Consider the following 18965-nt stretch of genomic DNA (forward strand, 5'->3'; position numbering starts at 1 on the left):
TCTAGTCTTGTGGATAGAAAATATTTTGAGATTGTTCATAAATCTAGGCCACATAAAGGTTGGTATGAGCGAATATCTCAATGTTCAGAAAACGAAAAGGATTACCTGATTGAATATTGTTTTCATGATGAAGTTTGGCTTTCTTTCAATCTGAAAGCTAACAATAAACTGGTGTATTACGCCCAGAAAAAGTCAGTATCGCAAGAAACAATTGACGTAATATCAAAGGGAGCTGTTTTGAAATTATGGTTTCAGATTAATCAGATATATGCTTTGCACGCCAGTGGTATTAGAATTGGCTCTGAAATCATCCTATTTGTTGGCCCAAAAGGAGCTGGGAAGTCTACCACGGTGGCCTACTTCGGCTCAATGGGCTATCCAATTTGGTGTGATGATTATTGTGTTCTAGAGAAAAGGGAAGGACAGTTTTTTGCTTTTCCAGGTGAATCATCAGTTAAAGTAAAAAATGATACTATTGAGGGTTTATCGCTTCCCACTTGTCACATAAAGTCTTTATATCTTCCAGAACCTGAAATTGAATCCCTTACTATTCCAGTAGATACGTTTAAATTATTGTATCGCAACAATGTAGATTTAGTCGGGCGTATACCGCTAAAGGTTAGGAGTGTGTATTTTCTAAAAGAAAAGGGTGTAGAAACCGTAATTAGGCCTTACAATGTAATAGAAAGCCTGAAAATGCTAATGAAGGAAATTATGATTCCGGAAGTAGTCTCAAAAGAGTATAGAAGTTATTATTTCAGTGAAAGTATAAAGTTTTTAAATGAAACGGAATCTTATGAAGTACACGCATCAAACAATTTGAGGGAAATGCAGGTTTTGTTTAAATCTATTCTTGGAAGGAAATAGTAATGAATGGTATCGCTAAGTATAATTCACTTTCTAATTATCTTGATTCTTTTTGGTCAGAATTACCTGTTTCCTTAGTAAGTAAAGCTCAGTTAAGACGTTTGCGGGATAGGGCTCACTTTTTCCCTCCTATACTTCGTGTAGGATTGGAGTGTAGGTTGAATGAAGACACTCAGGTAGATTTACAACAATGCCTAATTAGTGGGGATAACACAGTTGTACTATTAGAATGGTTAGAGAGCCAGAAAATACCAGATAGCGAAGAATGGGCTTTGTTTTTTGATTTTTTTCGAATGTGGTTAAACAACTGCAATGAATACCATAAAAATATAGAGGAAATATTTTTTGAGATGGATGTTTTTTCAGAAGAGAGAAATGTTCCACTAATGTTTTTTTCTTTGTCTAAGAAATCAAAAAATAAGAATAATGCTTTTTTACATAACGTACTGAACGGAACATTAGGCAAGAACCGTCCCTTTTATCCTATTTTGGATACTTGTATGATTTGTTGTCCAGAAAACGCTTACATCTTCTTTGCTGGTATTCAATTTTCTAGAGAAGTTGATGTAATACGGATTAATATAAAAAATATGTATGCTGGTCAAGTCATTCCTTTTCTTGAGGCTGTAGGTTATAGGTATGAAACAGAGAATATTGAAGATTGGGTAGAATTTATTTTTAGTGTTTCTGATAGAGTTAGGTTATGTCTTGACCTAGGAGCGTCCGTTTGTAAAAAAATTGGCTTTGAGTGTTTTTGGGATGATCAACCTAATAAGGAAACAAGGTGGGCTTACTTTCTAGATGAGTGTGTTGGGAAAAAGATTTGTTTACAAGAAAAGGCCAAAGATGTTTTAGCTTGGGAAAAGGAAATGTTTCCAAGCTTATTGACAAATTGGCCAAAACCTCTTTGGTTAGAGTCCTTGAGAAGATCAGAGGAAGAGTTTAGCTATTTGAAAAGAGAAGTGTCTCATCTGAAGTTAAGTATAAAGCCCTCTGGTAAGCCTGAATTAAAGGCATATTTAGGTTATGGTAATCTTTGGCTAAATGTAAATAGCGATAAAAACAAAGGGATAGTATTTTCAAAAGCGGAAAACATAGAAAGTGCTAAAGAAAAGGGGGTTCAATTTTTGCTCGAGTCACAATTACAGTCAGGCTTTTGGATTGATTTTACATTGCCCGCAGGGAAAAGTGATGAATGGGTTACAGCTTATGTAGGATATTATCTTTCTTTTTTTGAAAGAGAGAGTGTAAAGGAAAGTCTTCAGCGGGCATGGTTAATTTTAAAAAAAAGATGTAGGACAGGTTCTGGGTTTGGATATAATGTATTGACTCCTGGGGATGCGGATAGTACCATTTGGGCTTATCTTTTTTCAAATCGTTTATCCAAGAATGACGATTTGCATCTCCAAGGCATTTTGAAATTATACTTTAAGGATGATAATGGGGTAACAACCTATCTTGAAAGGGATAAACTTCAGAAACTTACTAAGCTTGGGGAAAAAGCATCTTTTAGTGGTTGGCAAAGCCCGCATTTATGTGTTACGGCGGCTTATGCTTTATCTGGGAACAAAGTTGCATTAAGTGCAATTTTAAATAACCAAAATGAAGATGGCTCTCTTAAGTCCTACTGGTGGGCAACAGATGAATATGCCACTGCACTTGCAACTGAAGCTATGGCCTTAGATTTAGGAAATAACATAGAGGAAATTGGAAGAGCGGTTTTCTGGGCCAGAGGGAGAATAGTAAATGAACTTGATTCTTCTCAGCCCTCTCCGTTTAAAATTTCACTATTACTACGTATACTACTTTTTTCGGAGAATATGAGTTTGGATATGGTCAACATTACTTTAGGGAAGGATTATCTTTTAAGTAGCCAACTTAATGATGGTAGCTGGGGTTCTCATGCGAACCTTCAAGTCCCGATGCCTGGGACGATTAGCCCAGATAGTAGTGAGAATAATTGGTATGTTACCGACCAAAATAAAGTTTTTACAACTGTTACTATCCTTTATGCTTTATATAGGATTAAGGAAGTTTAAAAGGTTTCGGTTCTCCTTTTTAAGAATACCTACTTATATATATTCACTAAAAAATAGTTTTACAACTTTATTTAGTTTTTAAACTACTTTTTTGGCTTTTTATCCATCGCATTTTCCAATCAACATTAAAGGCCTTTTCTAGCTCTTCAACGCTACAAGTTAAGTTGTGGTTAGGACTTATGATTTGCAAATGTTCTAGTGAAATAGGATTTTCGACTAGATTTTCACTCCTCAGTTTTTTAATGAGTTTTAATGCGTTTTGGACAGACATAGAATACTTTTAAAGGGACGTAAGAAAGTTAGCTCGGCAGTTCTGAGCTAATCAAAACAAGTTAATTATCCAACAATTCCACTTTTCTATGCCACGTTTAAAGTGTTTTTCCCCATATATTAAACCCTCTTAGAAATATTATCGTGCATTTGACTCAAAGTAGTTTTTAAGTCATACTTCCAATCCCATGTTGGGTAATGTTCTTTAAATCTGCTTAAATCAGAAATGTACCAAATGTGGTCACCACTTCTGTTGTCATCAGATAAGCTGTAGTTCATTTTGTTTCCAGTGATTTCTTCGCAAAGAGCTATTCCCTCTTGCATAGAGCAGTTTGAGAATCTTCCGCCACCAGCGTTATAAACTTCTGCTACTCTTGGGTTTTGGTAGAAATGCCAGAACATGTTCACTAAATCCCACGAGTGGATGTTGTCACGAACTTGCTTTCCTTTATAACCAAAAATAGTGTAATGGTTTCCTGTAATGGCACACTTCATAAGATAAGCCAAGAAACCATGTAGCTGAGCACCGGAGTGATTAGGGCCTGTCAAACAACCACCTCGAAATACACCAGTTTTCATTCCAAAATAACGACCGTATTCCTGAACTAATACATCTGCCGCAACTTTAGAAGCTCCAAATAAAGAGTGTTTAGTATGGTCAATGCTCATTTGCTCATCAATACCATTCTTAAAGTAGGCGTGGTCTTCTGCTATTTCCCAACGAGTCTCATGTTCTACCAATGGAAGGAAGTTTGGATTGTCTCCATAAACCTTATTTGTAGAAGTAAATATGAAAACAGCTTCTGGGCAGTGTAGACGAGTCATTTCTAACATCACCAAAGTACCATTTGCATTTACCGTAAAATCCATGAATGGCTCCCGAGCAGCCCAGTCATGAGATGGCTGTGCAGCAGTGTGAATGATTAGTTTAATGTCTTTTCCATATTCTTGGAAAATTTTTCCAATCTCTTCTTCGGAACGAATATCTGCCTGATAGTGCTTGTAGTTGCTGAATTGGTCTTCAATTCTCTTTTTGTTCCACTCCGTAGAAGCTTCATCACCAAAGAAATACGCTCTAAGGTTATTGTCAATACCTATGACTAAATCAAACTTATCAGACATGAAGGCAACAGACTCACTACCAATTAAACCGGCCGAACCTGTAACTATAGCTATATTCATTTTTTATATTGGGTATATCAAAAAAAGCGAACTCCAAGACGTCGTTCGCAATTAATCGTTATCATTTTTTATGGGTGAGGTTTACTCACCGTAAATTTTTACTCTTAAAGCCGCTGCTCTAGCAATATCTTCCGGAGTAGCCTCATATTGTTTGGCAAGTTGACGTGCCGGTGCATCAGGACCATCACCATAAATTCTTTCGTCACCTTCGTGTACGTCGGCTTGTTTGATGGTGTTGTTTTTCTGATAGTTACAAGAACTAAGAACTGCGGTGGCCGCTACTAATAATAAAAAGCTGATTTTTTTCATTGCTTATCGCTCAATAAATAAATTTGCACAAATTTAAGATTGCCAGCCGAACGGGCAAAATATATTGTACTTAAACTTTAATAAGCATTTCATGAGATATGATGTAGTAGTGATTGGTGGAGGAATTGTTGGCCTAGCCACAGCTTTAAAAATAAAAGAGCAGAAACCTCGAACCAGGTTGTTGGTACTTGAAAAGGAATCTGGGCCAGCGAAGCATCAAACAGGAAATAATAGCGGCGTTATTCATTCAGGACTTTATTATAAACCAGGAAGTTTAAAGGCTTTGAACTGTATCTCTGGTTATAATGAATTGTTGAAATTTTGCGATAAAGAGGGTATAGAGTACGATTTATGCGGTAAAATAGTGGTGGCAACGCGTGAAGAGCAGTTGCCTATTTTAGATACACTTTTCCAACGAGGGGAAGAAAACAGTTTGAAAAACTTAGTATATCTGAGTGGTGATGAGATGAGAGAAATTGAACCTCATGTAGCAGGAATCAAAGGAATAAAAGTGCCGCAGACAGGTATCATTAATTATAAGAAAGTCAGTGAAAAGTATGCTGAGAAAATTTTAGAACTGGATGGGGATATAAGATATAACGAAAGAGTGACCTCGGTTTCTGAATTAAATGGAGTGTCTACCGTCGTAAGTTCTAAAGGAAGTTATGAAACCACTTTGGTGGTAAATTGCGGAGGTTTGTATTCTGATAAGGTCGCAGAAATGACTCAAGACGAAAAAGTAGATCTTAAAATAGTGCCTTTTAGGGGAGAGTACTATGAGCTAAAGCCTGAAAAACAGTATTTAGTTAAACATCTAATTTATCCAGTTCCTGACCCTAATTTTCCTTTTTTAGGAGTGCATTTTACTAGAATGATAAATGGAGGAGTAGAGGCTGGCCCTAATGCAGTTTTAGCTTTTAGAAGAGAGGGATACAAAAAGACAGATTTCAAATTTTCTGAATTGGCTGAGACTTTGATGTGGCCAGGCTTTCAGAAAGTAGCCGCTAAATATTGGAAAACGGGTATGGGGGAGTACTATAGGTCTTTTTCAAAGGCGGCATTTACCAAAGCTTTACAAGCCTTAATTCCAGAGCTGAAAGCAGATGATTTAATCCCAGGTGGAGCAGGGGTGAGAGCCCAGGCTTGTGACATTACGGGTGGCTTGCTAGATGACTTTAAGATTATTGAAAACACACAGTCTATCAATGTTTGTAATGCACCATCACCTGCGGCCACCAGTTCATTGGCTATTGGTCAAACGGTTAGTGAGATGGTTTTGAAAAGGTTAGATTAACCTATCTCACAGGTTCCCGCAAAATGGTTTTAAGCTTCTCCGGTGCAGTTTTTCTGAAATCAGAAAGATAGATTTCGTGGTGTTCGCCATTTTTCTGAAAACCATGTTGTTTACAAAAGTTTTGAATTTTAATTAAGGATTCAGGTTCTGTATCAAACGGGCCAACGTGTAACATCTGTACACATTTCCCTTCGTTCATGGTATGCCATGATAATTCTTGTAAAAAGGGGATGTCGCCTTTTTTGCCTTTGACAGTCTCTTTAGCTTTTGCTAACATTTCTTTCTTTACAAAATCTGGCATGCGAATTAATAGACGATAGAACCATTTGCTCCTTGGAATCTTTTTTGGAGCATTTTCCATGGTAATACCCTCGTACTTTTCTAGGTCAAAGGACCAAAGCCCTTCTAGTTTTGGTAGTACAAAGTCATTTCCATCGGCTTTACAGTCAAATTTTATGGTGTATGCTACTGGATAAAGAGCTGCTATTTTTTGAGCAAATTCTTCGCCAGATGGGTCCCCAACTCCTGTGATAGATAAGTAATTGACAGCGTCAAAATGTACTATCTCTGGCTTGGTCTTTGCCTTGTAATAGCTTTTGTAGGTTTTAATTAGGTCTAGTTTTTCCATTCTTTTTTTTGACAAAATTATTGACATGAAGTGACAGCCTTTTGTCAGCAGTCTTTTTGTTCTAGTCTTTCTAATCCTTTAAGAAGAAGGTGTTTTACATCTACTCTTAACTGGTCAGGCTCAATGATGTCAGCTACTTTTCCTAAGTATAAAAACCAATGTGCAAAGCCCATTAAGTTTCCTGTTAAAAAAGTCATTTCAATTTGTTCACCTAAATCTATTTGCGAAACAAAACCCATGTAATAATATTGGTCGCCCATGTACCTAAATCCTTTTTTGTCAATTCTCAAAACCACTTTGGTTAGGTTTTCTTTTGACCAGGTTTTATTTATGAAGGTTTTAAGTTTAGGATGCTTTTTGTCAAAACGTTCTGTTTGAACAGTTAGAGCCGTTATTTTGTCAACTCTAAAATTGCGATAATCTTCTCTTAGTCTACACCAAGCTATTAAATACCAGTTTCCATTGCTTGAAAATATGCCAATGGATTCTATATTTCTTTGGTTTGTTTCAAACCTGGAGCCAGTGAAATATTCTATTCTGATAATGTTTTTATTTAGAATAGCTTTTAAGATTTCTTTGATGTTCAGCTGCTCATTTCGTTCACTTGGTAAATATTCATTCTCTAAAACTTCAATGTGTTGATAAGCATCATCAAGCAATTCTTTGTCAGAATGTTTGAGAACAGATTTGATTTTGTACAAAGCTGAATCAAAAGACTTTTGGGTGTCATTATCAGTGAACTTGGAAACCAATTTACCTGCGGTCAAAAAGGAAAAAGCTTCATCTTCTGTGAATTGAACCGGTGGTAACCTGTATTCTTTCATAATAGAGTAACCTACACCAGCTTCGCTTAATATCGGAACTCCCGCTTCTTCCAAAGCCTTAATGTCTCGGTATACAGTTCTCAAACTAATGTCAAACCTATCTGCTATCTCTTGAGCCTTAATAATTCGTTTAGATTGTAGCTGAATAAGGATTTCTGTAAGTCTGTTAAGGCGGGGCATAAGGAGTACGGCTATTCTATTTTAGGTCAAATATACATTTTCCATTTTAGTTTAATATGACATAAAAAAGCCGCACTTTAATTAAAAAGTACGGCCTAGTGGTCTAGGTTATAGGTTAGATTTTAATAGGTCATCTTTTATGGCTGAGCGTAAACCCAACCATAAAGACGATTTTCATCAGGGTTAATTATTTCCAAAAGCCTTATCATGAAATTGATATCTAGCTTCTACAGTGGATTCAGCCGCCTTACTTTTTGTGTCTATTATCATATAAGATGGCGTGCTGTCAGTTGCTTCTATTGCTGGCCATTTAGGCAAGTCTGCTCCATTCGGTGTTCCCGTTTTTATAAAGTTAGCAAAGTAAGAAAACATTGTTTTTGACACTTTATGGTCGTCTTCTGTCCATGCAAACTCTTCTATTCTGTCTAAGTTGCCCATGGCATATTCTATCTCACATGCATGTGGTGCTCCTAAAGCTTTTGGTGCTGCTGGAGCTTTATCAGCTTTTACTGTTCCTCCCGCCAGACCAGTTGTCAAGTCTTTGTTGACCAAAGGAGGTCGAAGTTTGCTATACAAATATCTATAAACAGGTTGGTTACTGTGGTTTTTATGAAGGTCTATCCATTTCCAAGTGCTGTAAACTATAAACCTGTCTGCAGCTAAATCTGTGGCAGAACGAGCCACCTCAGCTTCTGTAGCATGAGGATATAGTTTTAATACTTCCTCATATTTCTCAGGGTAAGTTTTTTTGGTTTTTTCTATAAAAGCTGCCTTGGTGTATAGCTGACCTTGCATGTAGGCCATTCCCGGTATTTCGGCAGAGTTCCATCCAGCTAAAAGCGGGATTTGGGCCTGTTCTTCCGCTGCAAATATCTCCACTAAGCTTTTAGGTAAAAAGTAGCCATCTATCACTAGGGGAAAACCAAACCTTTTTGATTCATTGTAGATTTCATAAATATCTTTTGTGCTTAGACTTCTTAATTCGTTAATGCTTTTAATGCCGGCCTTCTCTAAAAACTCAGCTCCGTTTTTTTCCGCATCAAGTAATGTTACCGGACCCATGGTAGGAGGAATAGCCGCTCCACTTTCACCAATAGCTCCATTTATTAGCCCTTTAGCCAATGGCGATGCCATTTGAGTGCTCACGCCAATAGAACCCGCAGATTCTCCTGCTATGGTTACTTTAGAAGGGTCTCCGCCAAAAGTTTTAATGTTTTTCTGTACCCATTTTAACGCGGCTACTTGGTCTAGAGCTCCATAATTTCCTGATGCCTTATAAGAAGACTCGTTACTGAGCTCCTGATGGGCTAAATAGCCAAATATATTTAATCTGTAATTACAAGTTACTACTACGATACCTTCTTTGGCCATGTTTTCGCCGTCATATCTGGGCTCTGAAGCATCACCTGCTACGTTCCCTCCACCGTAAAAATATACTAACACGGGTAAGTTTTTTGTGTTTCTATCTGCAGGAGTCCAAACATTTAAGTACAGACAATCTTCGCTTACACCATTAGAGCGGGAGTTCATATCTCCAAATACATCTCTTTGCATAGGTCTTGGGCCAAATTCCTTTGTAATTTTTACACCATTCCAATTGTCTAGTGGCTGTGGTGCTTTCCACCTAAGTTGATTGACGGGTGGTTTGGCAAAAGGTATACCGAAGTATTTCTGAATACCTGTTTTGGTGTCGTAATTTCCTTCAATAATTCCATTTTCAATTTTAGCCTGAACGGCAAACCCATTTTTATTTTGGGCAATAAGTAAAGAAGGTGCTAATGCAAGAAGGAAAAGGAGCGTCCATCTTTTCGCTATAAGTATTTTGTATTGTCTCATTTTGTGACAATAATAATGGGCTTTGTCTAAAAATCCTATTATTTTGCAGAAAAATAATATTCACTTTGGCTGAATTAGACGGCATATCATTCTTACCAAACCTTGCTTTTGATTCTGTGGTTTTTGGCTTTTCTAACGGGAATTTGAAAATTCTTATCATGGAGTACCATAATACAGGTCTTTTTGCTTTGCCTGGTGGTTTTGTAAAGGTCAATGAGGATTTAAACGAGGCTGTTAAAAGAGGCTTGAAAGAAAGAACTGGCTTGAGGGATATTTATTTAGAGCAGTTTTACACCTTCGGAAACTTTAAAAGAAGCCAAACGGATGACATGCGGACTATTTTAAGGACAAATGAGGTTGATTTAGAGAAGTATGCTTGGCTCTTAGATAGAATGGTTTCTGTGGCTTATTACGCATTGATTAATTATGAAGAGGTAGTCCCAAAACCTGATCACCTCTCAGATTCTTGCGAATGGTATGATGTGGAACAATTGCCAGGTTTGATTCAAGACCATAAAGACATTGTAGAAAAGGCTCTTGAAACCCTTCGGGGCAATATTGATAGGAAATTAATAGGAGTTAATCTTTTACCTCAAAAGTTTACCATGAAAGAGCTCCAAAGTGTATATGAGGCTATTTTGGGTGAGAAACTTAGGCGAACTAGCTTTCAGCGTAAGGTTCTAGCATTGGGTATTTTAGAACGCCACGAAAAGCAATTTTCTGGAGCAGCTAATAAGGCTCCATTTTTATATAGTTTTAACACAAAAAAAGAGACTCCAAACCAAATTTGAAGTCTCCTCATTTATATCAAAAAAGGTATTTGATATTATTTAGCGGCAGTAGTATCTGTTTTTGCTTCAGATGTTTTTCCGTCTTTTTTATCTGCGTACTCTTTGTTAAGACCTTCTAAAACCTCGCTGGTAATTTCAAGGTTGTTTTTAGCGTATAAAACTCCACCACCTTTTGAGAAACCAATAACCATATCATAACGGTCATCTGCATTGAATTTCTCTAAGTAAGCTTGAATGTTAGAAAGAATTTCGTCTGTTTGTTTAGCTTGATCTTCAGCTAAACCGCCAGCTGCATTGTCTCTGTAAAGTAAAATGTCTTGCTCTTTTTTCTGAAGTTGTTGCTGTGTTGTTTCAGCTTGTTGCTGAGTCATTCCACCCGCTTGTATTCTACGTTGGAATAAAGCTACTTCGTTCTGAAAAGATTCAGACTTTTTCTTTAACTCATTCTCTAAAGCAAATTGCTTGTTTTGGAATTCATTAACTACGTCTTTGTAAAGTTCGTAATTGTTTAATAAGGTATCAGTATTGACATAGACAATTCTTCCCGAAGTTTGTCCGCCTGTTCCCTCTGAAGCTCCTTGCTTACACGATGCTAAAGCAGCTACCGCAAAAAGAATACATAAAATTTGTTTCATTAATATCAATAATTAGGTTCTTAAAAATGAGGTGCAAATATAGGATTTTTTTATCCCTCAGGCTTTTAAGCTGAATTAAAAAATAGCTAAGCCATGATGGAAGCTATATTTTCCTGAGTTTATAGCCTGCTAAGCCACCCAAGCCACCTATAATAATAGCTAAAATACTAGTGATAGCTAGGATGACTATTACATTGACGGGAGTTCCAAAACCTTCTGATGAGCTACTTAGCACTCCCATCATTTTATTTACCAAATTTACATCTGACTTTATGAAAACATAGCTTATATAAACTAACCAGAGTGTAAGCAAAGCTGCGGTTGATTGACCAAATGCTTGTTTTGCTGAGGTGGCTTTCCAGCGGCAAACTATGAAAGCTAAAGGTGCTGCTATCCACCAAGGACCAAAAACGCTTACAATGGCTCCAACTATTAAAATTATTAGGTATATCATTTTGATGGTTTTAATGTTTGAAGAGCCATAATTCTCTCAGAGCTTTCTTGTTCGTTTTTAAGAAAGAGTAATTCTTTCAATTCACCTTTTGACCATGGTTCTACCAAGTTGTCGTAATATTTACTTCCCGGATTTCCAGATTGACCGCCAGGGTATAAGCCATAAGCTTTTGGCCATTCCTTGTCTAATTCTACCACCATTCTCCATGATGGGCCCCATTTGTCCGTACTGGCATTCACTATTCTTTTACCACCTCCATTTTCAATGTTGAAAGTACTAAAAGCCTCAAAGGCAGGGATTAAGTGTCTAATGCCTGTTTGTTTCACTTTGTACCATTGCCATTCATCAGACTGAAGGCCATAGGTTTTATTTAAAGAATCAATAGTTTGAGTAAAGCTAGATAAAACAATATCTTCCAAAGTCTCTTTTTTGTCTTTTGTATTTATATTGTCAAACCATTTAGACTCAGGGTTATTGATAATCAAATCCAATGTTTTGTCTTCACTTGGGTGCATCAAGTTTTGGTTAGAAGGAAATTCATCATCCCAAACTTTATCCAAAAGAATGTTTATCCATGTCTCAAAAATACTTGGAGCTTTCTCGTGTGCATCGTTTCTATAGTTCCAGTTTTTCAATAAGGCTATTTCTTCGGAGTATTTGGATGGCGAGTTTTCAAGTATTTTCAGTAAAGGGGGTAAAAACCATTCGGCTGCTAGGCTATAATTGTCGTTTTGTACGCTTCTTAAGCTATCTGCAGTTCCCATGGTCATGGCGGCTAGTCGCTTATTTATTTGTGTACCTCTATATGGAGGTGCCGATATCCAATCTATGTAGTACGGGTAATCTTTAGGACTAACAATAGACTGATTTGCGGAGCTTACATAAGCTCTTTCTGGATTTTTGACATGAGGGTTTTGATTACTTGGGATAAAACCTTGCCAGTCGTGGTCTGCTCTGGTTCCGTCTAATAAGAACTTACCTTGGTCATTCCATTTTAAAGGTAGTTTTCCATTTGGAGTAATGGCGATGTCATTTTGATTACTAGCAAAAACAAAGTTTTGAGCAGGAGCTACGTAATAACTTAAGGCCTTTAAATAGTCGTCATAGTTTTTGGCTGCATTCAGACCTAAAAAACAATTTAAATCGGTAGGCGAACTGTCGTGCGTAATCCATTTCATGGCGTAACCAGCAGGAACAGATTTATTGAAATTATCTTTACTGTTTTCAAAATAGATAACCGGACCATGATGGGTAGACACCAAGGTGTCAATAACTGTTTTGCCATCTTTTAAAACATACTTTTCAGTTCTTTTCGTGGTCTTTTTCCACTGGTTATCATGCCAATATTCATCTCTATTATTGTTTTTAAAATTTATTTTATAAAAATCCATAACATCAGGGCCTACATTAGTTACGCCCCAAGCTATATCTTTATTAAAACCAATGGTGATACCAGGAGCACCTGGCAAACAAGAACCATATACGTTTACGTTAGGGGAGGTCAACTGCATTTGGTACCAAATAGAGGGGTAGGATAGGCCTAGGTGTGGGTCGTTAGCTAAAATAGGTAAGCCAGTGGCAGACTTTGAGCCAGCTATTGCCCAGTTATTACTGCCAATTTCGGGTCTTGGGTTCTGCAAACTCATAGCTACCGTTTTGTCTTCAGGAAAAGCGGTTATAGCATCTGGTGTAGCAGGAACAGGAAGTGGCTCAAATAATAGTGGACTTCCTTCCGGAATAATGGGGTCTGCCATTACGGGATAATCAGGGAAAAGCTCATTGACCACATCCATACCATACTTTTGAGCGAGCTGCGTCATTCTAAAATCAGTGCTACCTCCATTTAACTGATTACGCATGTTCATCATCATGAGCATGGTTTTTTTAGGTGACCAGGGTTCGGGCTTATAGCCTAATATTTTGTATTCTAGCGGATAATCTTTCTCGGTCAAAGTAGCCAAGTAAGCATTAACACCGTCTGCATAAGCTTCGAGGGTCTTTTTTAATTCCGGCTCTTCATCTAGTCTTGCCACTACATTTTCTGCAGCTAAGTTCATTCCGCTACGTCTATTATATTGGTCATAAGCTAAAGCTCTTTCTCCTACTATCTCTGTAAGTCTCCCGGCTGCCACTTTGGTGTAAAATTCCATTTGCCAAATTCTATCAGAGGCAATGGTATAGCCTTGAGCATAATAAAGGTCATGGTCGTTTTTTGCGAAAATATGTGGAATCCTGTTTTCATCATATTTAATGATGACTTCTTCTTGAAGCCCGCTTAAAGTCAGGTTTTCAGGTTTGTTAGGATTAGTTTCGGAGTTTTGCCAAAAACCAGTGAAAGGATTGAAGAGTTTTCCAATGGCGGGTACTGTACCGTGAGAGTTGCCAAGAAGATAGAGCAAAGCCACAAGTAATACAGTAGGCCAGAGAGCCTTTAGTATTTTCATAAAATTATATTAGTGTTAGTCTTGTTGATAATGCAAAATACTAAAAAACAATATCTTTAAGATCTCCAATAGCGAATAAGACGTTTATATATTATCTATGAAAAAACTACTAGTAGCCTTATTTTTTACCTTACTAAGCTATACTGAAAGTGTGGCTCAGGTAGAAAGTGGAACGTTTAATATTCTTCTTAAAACCATGCTTCATGAATCTGTTCCCACTATATCTGTAGCTGAACTGTCAAAGAAGAAAACAGAAAATATTGTTTTTTTAGATGCCCGAGAGAAGGGGGAATATAATGTGAGCCATTTAAAAAATGCCAGGTGGATTGGTTTTGAAGATTTTGACTTAAAACGGCTTAATGGAGTTGACAAAAAAGCAGAGATAGTTATTTACTGCTCCATAGGGGTAAGAAGCGAGAAGATAGGGGAGCGTTTATTAGAAGAAGGATATACCAATGTCAAAAACCTCTACGGAAGTATTTTTGAATGGGTTAATCAAGGAAATACTGTTTATGATTTAGCTGATAAGCCAACAAAAAAAGTACATGCCTATAACAGGAAGTGGGGTGTTTGGCTAAACGAAGGGGAGAAAGTATACGAATGAAAACGAAAAAAGGCCAAACACGTTTAGCGTTTGACCTTTTTCATAAATGTTATTTTGGCTTAAAGCTGATTAACAGATGTTGTAGTAACTACCTTTTGAGGTAGGTTAATGTTTAGCGTAAGTCTCCAAGTGTTAGCTAATGGATTTCCGGAGGTAGTAGGAATTAAATAAGCTAAATCTAAACCATATTGCTCTTTAAGCTTTAGTCCAGCTCCTACGGTTACATATTTTCTTCCTCCTTTTGAGATAGGCTCAAAAAAGTAACCAGCTCTAATGGCAAGCAAGTTTTCATAAATATATTCTGCACCTATGGAGCTTGTGATTTCTCTTAATTCTTCGTTAAAACCATCGGGAGCATCTCCAAAAGACTTGAAAATTGCTTCAAGCGTTCCATATTCTGGTAAGGTTCCATCTTCTTGCGGTGTAGCAACCAATAGTTTATTGAAGTCAAGCAAGAAGTTAAACTTGTTTTGAGCGTCGGGAGTCAAGGTAAAACAAGTACCCATTTTCAGATTCATTGGTAAAGAATACTCCAAATCATAACCATAGTTTACTTTACCGCCGACATTGCTTAGGGTCACGCCAAAAGCAATGTCCGTCTTTTTAAGTTCGTCTGTTGGTCTATCTTTATGGTAGTAGAAACTTAAATCCGCAGCGGCAGACCTTGCAGGCTTACTTGTTTGATTGTTAACTGCTGAGTTTCCAACAAGGTTGGAGTTGATGTACTTTAAATTAATACCTGCAGAGAAGTCTTGACCCAATTTCATGGCATATCCAAGAGCTAAAGCAAACTCACGTGACTGAAAACTTCCAGCGTCAGCACCGGTATTGGTAGTGAAATCAATTTGACCTTGATTAAAATAGGTAAATCCTCCAGTAATGGCTTTTCCTTCACCTAGGTTCTTATAGCCAGACAGGTTTAATAAACCCATATCGCCAACTAGGTCTCTTAGCCAAGGAGCATAAGAAAAGTTAACACCCGCACTTTTATCTATAAAGGCAAGCTTTGCGGTATTCCAATAAACGGAATTCACATCTGGAGTAGATGCTACACCCGCGTCACCCATAGCTGCAGAACGTGAGTCGGGAGATATGGTTAAAAATGGTACAGCAGAAGAAACTACTCTGTAGTCATTAGTAAGAGCCTGTCCGAACAGAATAGAAGGGAAAAGACCAATTAAAACAATCGCAGTGAAACGATTTTTCATATAATGCTTATTTATTATTAGGCTCAAGCGAGCCCCAAATTTACCACCTTTTTACAATTATTTCCAAAAGTACAATTTACCGCCTTTGCTGCTATTGTTTCTATTAGAAATTTGAGTGGCATTTATCTTATAAAAATACTTTCCTTGAATAGGGAAATAGGGTTCAAGATTCATACCAAAACTAATATTGGCTTCACAAGAATAACAATCTCTAATTTCTTGTGCCATTATTTTACCAGAAATATCTGAAAAAGAAATTTCAAAGTGTAAATCCTCGCCGGGTTTATTATGACTTATTTGTAATGTTACAATGTCAAAAGCTGGGTTTGGATATAGCAAATTATGGGTTAGAGTAAACGTTTCTTGCTCAACTGTAAAATCTAACGCCTCTTCGCTGCTGTTATTATAGACATCTGCCAATTTTAAGTAAGTGGTATAGTTTCCCTCCGGTAATTTGGAAAATTGATAGATAATTTGACCTGTTTTATAACTCTCGGTAGCCGTATAATGTTCGTTTAAGGGAATCTGCAAAGTATCATTAAGAACAAGGATCATGTTTCCATTTTCTTGATTGTTAGCGATATTGATACCGCTTTCATCAGACACGTTCACTGTTAAAGTTTGTGCTTCTTGGTCAAAAAACATTTCAAACAATGGAGGCTCAGTGTCAATTATAGGCTCGTTTGAGGAGTTGCCTATAAAAAAGTTATTATATCCACCCATAGCTTCTTTCGTGCTGTCGTTGTTTACAGCGTAAAAGTAGAGTTGAGCTTTTTCAAAGGCATCTGTGTTGCTTTTTGGAATTATAAATTCTGTTTGAAATGCTCCGTTGACAACTTTCGCCTTGCCTTCATAAAGCTTGTTTTCAATGCTTTGATAATTCATAGAAGGGTAGTTTTGCCCTCCAATAGTCTTCTTTTTTACAGCTTTATCGTATAACGAAATGTTTACCGTTCCATTAAAATTATTATCATTTACAATGCCTTCTAAAGAGACCTTCGACTGGCTAGATAAATTATAATTCTCTGGATTTTCTCGGTTTAGTGATAATAAGTTAGCTTCTAATGTAGGGTAGGCTATAGCCATAGAAGGGTCTCCCAAAAGTGAGAAGTTCCTATTGACCTCACCATCTATAGAGTTATTTTTGGTCACTTTGAAAACATCACCTAGTCTTACGGCTTCGGAAGTGTTTTTGAAAACCCTTTCATAAAAGGCTTGATTTATTTTAAAATTTGTGCTACTGAAAACGGGTCTAGTGGTAGTTAAGAGAGCTATGGGGCCACCATTTGGGTTTAGTAATGCTACTTCTGCACCAGATACTACACCTGGGTTGTCATATCTTCCAAATTCGCAAGTGGCTGTAAAAAGAATGGGCATCCTGTCTTTATTTCTCCATCTTAAAATTTGGTCAAGTGTAAGTAACTTTTCATCTGTCCAGCCGTCTTCTGAGCCATGGCCGTTATAATTTATAATTAATGAGCCGTCGTTCATTGCTTTTTCTAAAGCTTCTTTTGCTTTAGGAGAGCGGTCGCCTAAGTCGGTGCTTATTTGAGGATAGGCATCTAAATAAATTTTATTTGGTCTTATGGCTGGATTGTTTTGAAGACTTTGGTCTGAGAAAGCTTCGGCATCTCTTTGATGGATGTTTAAGTCGGCATCATCTGCCACAAAACTAATTTTCCTTTTCCAAGCACCAAGTGTGTTTTTAGAACTACTGTAGTATATCAGCTTGTCTACCAGTAGTTTTGCTTCAATTCTGTCTTTTACTGGTAGCCTACCTACTGCCACGTCGAGACTATGGTCTTTATTTGATGTGGACCGCCAAAAACCGTTCAGCGAGTACCCTTCTGGCCATTCGCCCTCATGGTCTTCTAAGAAACCGAAATAGTCGTCAGAAGAATAACTGTAGATAGGCTCTAAAGACTCTTTTCCTTCATAAGTGGGTATAAGTCGTTCTGTTTTGACATAGTTGAGGTTGTTAGAACCTTTATAGTCATAATTTGTATCGCCAAAGAGTAAGAGGTATTTGAATTTTTCAGGATTCTTTTTCCATAGTACTCTTGCAAAATCTCTAATGGCTGTGGGATCGGTTTTGCCACCTGAATACTCATTATAGATTGACTGTATTTCTGTATAAGCCACTTTTAGTCCATCATGTTTTTCTCTAAAATTGGCTAATTGGATAACTTCGTTTTCAAAGTATTTTGGGTAAATAATTAATAACTCTGGCGTTTCTATTTCGGCTATATTTTGATTTTTTACAACTTCTATTTTGGAAGGGGTAAAGACATTATCAATTTTAAAAAAGGCGAGTTTTCCTAGTTTACTATTTCTCTTAAAAGAGAATTTCGAATCAGTAGGCGGAAGCATACTAGGAGAGAAGAGATTACTTACGTCCCAAACGAATTCTCGGTCGGCCTGATGATTTAGGTCAAAAGAAACACTTTCCTTATTTATTAAATAGGCTTGATGCTGGTTAGGATAAAATGCGATAGCTCTTTCTAAAGTCAATTCGAAAAAATCTAAATAGACTCCTGAAGAAATGTCGATGTCATTCGGAAGGCTAAAGGTGTAATCAAGATTGTCTTGAATGTTAGAAATAGATTTTGTGGCTATTTCTCCTGCTCGATTATATCTTTTGTAATAGTCATTCCAGCGGTAATCTATTTTTCTTAGAGGAATGTTGTCTAAAACTTCACCTGCTGCAATTATCGAGAGTTCGGTGTTTTCAAAGGTTTGACCTACAAATTGCGAAGTAAGTTTTACTGGTTGGCTCTTTATGTGGCCATTTACGTCAAAAGAAAAATCCCACTCGGAGAAAAAATATTCCCCTAACCATTCTCTTCCAGAGTTTAGAATGTTGACAAACTCAGGCTCATAAAACTCAAAATGTGTTAATGAATTTACAGTTTCAGATGCGAGGCTTTTAGGGTTGTGGTTTTGAATCTTCTTTGATTCTGTTTGACCCATTTTCATGAAAACAAAGTTCTCATTGCTATATGGATGCTGTTGGTGTTTTAATTCAGCATTAAGGCTGTCATAGAATATTTGGTCGGGGTTTTCTGCGTAGAAAAGGATGTAATCGTTTGAGTCAAATTTACCGTCGGTATCATTTACCTTAATACTTAGTTCTTGTAATACTGCATTTCTAGGTTTTGCGTTTTCTTGAGCAAGCAGTTTGCTTGGGCTACTAAAAAGCTGAATGTGATTTGGATTGACATTTTCTGTAGCAATACCAAAACCTTCTAGCGTAGCTTTGTCTAGCTTGTAAACGCCATCTTTAGTGATTTCTATTTTGTACCAGTTACCCTCAGACAATATACTCTTCTGACTCCAAGATTTTGGAGCTAAAAAGAAAAGAGGAAGGAGTAAAAGGTAAACTTTTTTCAAATGTGTCTTT

At 37.1% G+C, this 18965-nt stretch carries 15 protein-coding genes; 5 read left to right on the plus strand and 10 right to left on the minus strand.

All coding sequences use genetic code 11. From position 1 onward, the window contains the following. The first annotated feature begins 9 nt into the window (after positions 1–9). On the plus strand, positions 10–867 hold the full coding sequence (locus tag AADJ06_RS19295; protein ID WP_341228132.1) for a hypothetical protein: 858 nt from the start codon (positions 10–12) through the stop codon (positions 865–867). A 2-nt stretch (positions 868–869) separates the two neighbouring features. Beyond that, the gene (locus AADJ06_RS19300; protein ID WP_341228133.1) at positions 870–2906 is read left to right on the plus strand and encodes a prenyltransferase/squalene oxidase repeat-containing protein; all 2037 of its coding nucleotides are present in this window, start codon (positions 870–872) and stop codon (positions 2904–2906) included. A gap of 390 nt (positions 2907–3296) precedes the next feature. On the opposite strand, the gene AADJ06_RS19305 is transcribed toward AADJ06_RS19300, so the two are convergent. Both AADJ06_RS19305 and AADJ06_RS19310 read right to left on the minus strand, forming a co-directional pair. Then, positions 3297–4358, minus strand: a complete 1062-nt coding sequence (locus tag AADJ06_RS19305; protein ID WP_341228134.1) for an NAD-dependent epimerase/dehydratase family protein — start codon at positions 4356–4358, stop codon at positions 3297–3299. 81 nt (positions 4359–4439) lie between these two features. Further along, positions 4440–4667, minus strand: coding sequence for a hypothetical protein (locus tag AADJ06_RS19310; protein WP_341228135.1), 228 nt, complete (start codon positions 4665–4667; stop codon positions 4440–4442). Positions 4668–4758: 91 nt separating this feature from the next. Between AADJ06_RS19310 and lhgO the strand changes: the two genes are divergently transcribed. Then, positions 4759–5961 (plus strand): L-2-hydroxyglutarate oxidase, encoded by a 1203-nt coding sequence (lhgO, locus tag AADJ06_RS19315; protein ID WP_341228136.1) that lies wholly within the window; start codon positions 4759–4761, stop codon positions 5959–5961. Between the two features lies 1 nt (position 5962). On the opposite strand, the gene AADJ06_RS19320 is transcribed toward lhgO, so the two are convergent. The 3 genes from AADJ06_RS19320 to AADJ06_RS19330 all read right to left on the minus strand — a co-directional run bounded on the left by AADJ06_RS19320 (position 5963) and on the right by AADJ06_RS19330 (position 9429). Continuing rightward, complete coding sequence (locus AADJ06_RS19320; RefSeq protein WP_341228137.1) at positions 5963–6589, minus strand: GyrI-like domain-containing protein; 627 nt, start codon at positions 6587–6589, stop codon at positions 5963–5965. 44 nt (positions 6590–6633) lie between these two features. Beyond that, positions 6634–7593 carry a YafY family protein gene (locus AADJ06_RS19325; RefSeq protein ID WP_341228138.1) on the minus strand — a complete coding sequence of 320 codons (960 nt, stop codon included), beginning with the start codon at positions 7591–7593 and terminating at the stop codon, positions 6634–6636. A 183-nt stretch (positions 7594–7776) separates the two neighbouring features. Beyond that, the gene (locus AADJ06_RS19330) at positions 7777–9429 is read right to left on the minus strand and encodes a carboxylesterase family protein (protein ID WP_341228139.1); all 1653 of its coding nucleotides are present in this window, start codon (positions 9427–9429) and stop codon (positions 7777–7779) included. A 65-nt stretch (positions 9430–9494) separates the two neighbouring features. On the opposite strand from AADJ06_RS19330, the gene AADJ06_RS19335 reads away from it, so the two are divergent. Continuing rightward, a complete protein-coding gene (locus AADJ06_RS19335; RefSeq protein ID WP_341228140.1) occupies positions 9495–10220 on the plus strand; it encodes an NUDIX domain-containing protein in 726 nt (241 codons plus the stop codon). 35 nt (positions 10221–10255) lie between these two features. On the opposite strand, the gene AADJ06_RS19340 is transcribed toward AADJ06_RS19335, so the two are convergent. From AADJ06_RS19340 to AADJ06_RS19350, 3 genes are all read right to left on the minus strand, one after another. Next, the gene (locus AADJ06_RS19340) at positions 10256–10855 is read right to left on the minus strand and encodes an OmpH family outer membrane protein (protein WP_341228141.1); all 600 of its coding nucleotides are present in this window, start codon (positions 10853–10855) and stop codon (positions 10256–10258) included. A gap of 103 nt (positions 10856–10958) precedes the next feature. After that, on the minus strand, positions 10959–11309 hold the full coding sequence (locus AADJ06_RS19345; protein ID WP_341228142.1) for a hypothetical protein: 351 nt from the start codon (positions 11307–11309) through the stop codon (positions 10959–10961). Then, positions 11306–13753 (minus strand): penicillin acylase family protein, encoded by a 2448-nt coding sequence (locus tag AADJ06_RS19350; RefSeq protein ID WP_341228143.1) that lies wholly within the window; start codon positions 13751–13753, stop codon positions 11306–11308. The genes AADJ06_RS19345 and AADJ06_RS19350 overlap by 4 nt, the downstream gene beginning before the upstream one ends. Positions 13754–13850: 97 nt before the next feature. Between AADJ06_RS19350 and AADJ06_RS19355 the strand changes: the two genes are divergently transcribed. Next, on the plus strand, positions 13851–14357 hold the full coding sequence (locus AADJ06_RS19355; RefSeq protein ID WP_341228144.1) for a rhodanese-like domain-containing protein: 507 nt from the start codon (positions 13851–13853) through the stop codon (positions 14355–14357). Positions 14358–14416: 59 nt separating this feature from the next. Here the strand turns inward: AADJ06_RS19355 and porV are convergent, their stop codons facing one another. Continuing rightward, the gene (gene porV / locus AADJ06_RS19360) at positions 14417–15565 is read right to left on the minus strand and encodes a type IX secretion system outer membrane channel protein PorV (RefSeq protein ID WP_341228145.1); all 1149 of its coding nucleotides are present in this window, start codon (positions 15563–15565) and stop codon (positions 14417–14419) included. A 57-nt stretch (positions 15566–15622) separates the two neighbouring features. Continuing rightward, complete coding sequence (gene porU / locus AADJ06_RS19365; RefSeq protein WP_341228146.1) at positions 15623–18955, minus strand: type IX secretion system sortase PorU; 3333 nt, start codon at positions 18953–18955, stop codon at positions 15623–15625. Between the last annotated feature and the right edge of the window lie 10 nt (positions 18956–18965).

Origin of the sequence: uncultured Arcticibacterium sp., from assembly GCF_964021845.1 — a bacterium.
In the GTDB taxonomy this organism is placed as follows: Bacteria; Bacteroidota; Bacteroidia; order Cytophagales; family Spirosomataceae; genus Arcticibacterium.

Bases quoted from the DNA above. Each gene is read 5' to 3' on its own strand.
- AADJ06_RS19300 (WP_341228133.1), top strand. From the start codon at position 870: ATGAATGGTATCGCTAAGTATAATTCACTTTCTAATTATCTTGATTCT.
- AADJ06_RS19305 (WP_341228134.1), bottom strand. From the start codon at position 4,358: ATGAATATAGCTATAGTTACAGGTTCGGCCGGTTTAATTGGTAGTGAG.
- AADJ06_RS19310 (WP_341228135.1), bottom strand. From the start codon at position 4,667: ATGAAAAAAATCAGCTTTTTATTATTAGTAGCGGCCACCGCAGTTCTT.
- lhgO (WP_341228136.1), top strand. From the start codon at position 4,759: ATGAGATATGATGTAGTAGTGATTGGTGGAGGAATTGTTGGCCTAGCC.
- AADJ06_RS19320 (WP_341228137.1), bottom strand. From the start codon at position 6,589: ATGGAAAAACTAGACCTAATTAAAACCTACAAAAGCTATTACAAGGCA.
- AADJ06_RS19325 (WP_341228138.1), bottom strand. From the start codon at position 7,593: ATGCCCCGCCTTAACAGACTTACAGAAATCCTTATTCAGCTACAATCT.
- AADJ06_RS19330 (WP_341228139.1), bottom strand. From the start codon at position 9,429: ATGAGACAATACAAAATACTTATAGCGAAAAGATGGACGCTCCTTTTC.
- AADJ06_RS19340 (WP_341228141.1), bottom strand. From the start codon at position 10,855: ATGAAACAAATTTTATGTATTCTTTTTGCGGTAGCTGCTTTAGCATCG.
- AADJ06_RS19345 (WP_341228142.1), bottom strand. From the start codon at position 11,309: ATGATATACCTAATAATTTTAATAGTTGGAGCCATTGTAAGCGTTTTT.
- AADJ06_RS19350 (WP_341228143.1), bottom strand. From the start codon at position 13,753: ATGAAAATACTAAAGGCTCTCTGGCCTACTGTATTACTTGTGGCTTTG.
- AADJ06_RS19355 (WP_341228144.1), top strand. From the start codon at position 13,851: ATGAAAAAACTACTAGTAGCCTTATTTTTTACCTTACTAAGCTATACT.
- porV (WP_341228145.1), bottom strand. From the start codon at position 15,565: ATGAAAAATCGTTTCACTGCGATTGTTTTAATTGGTCTTTTCCCTTCT.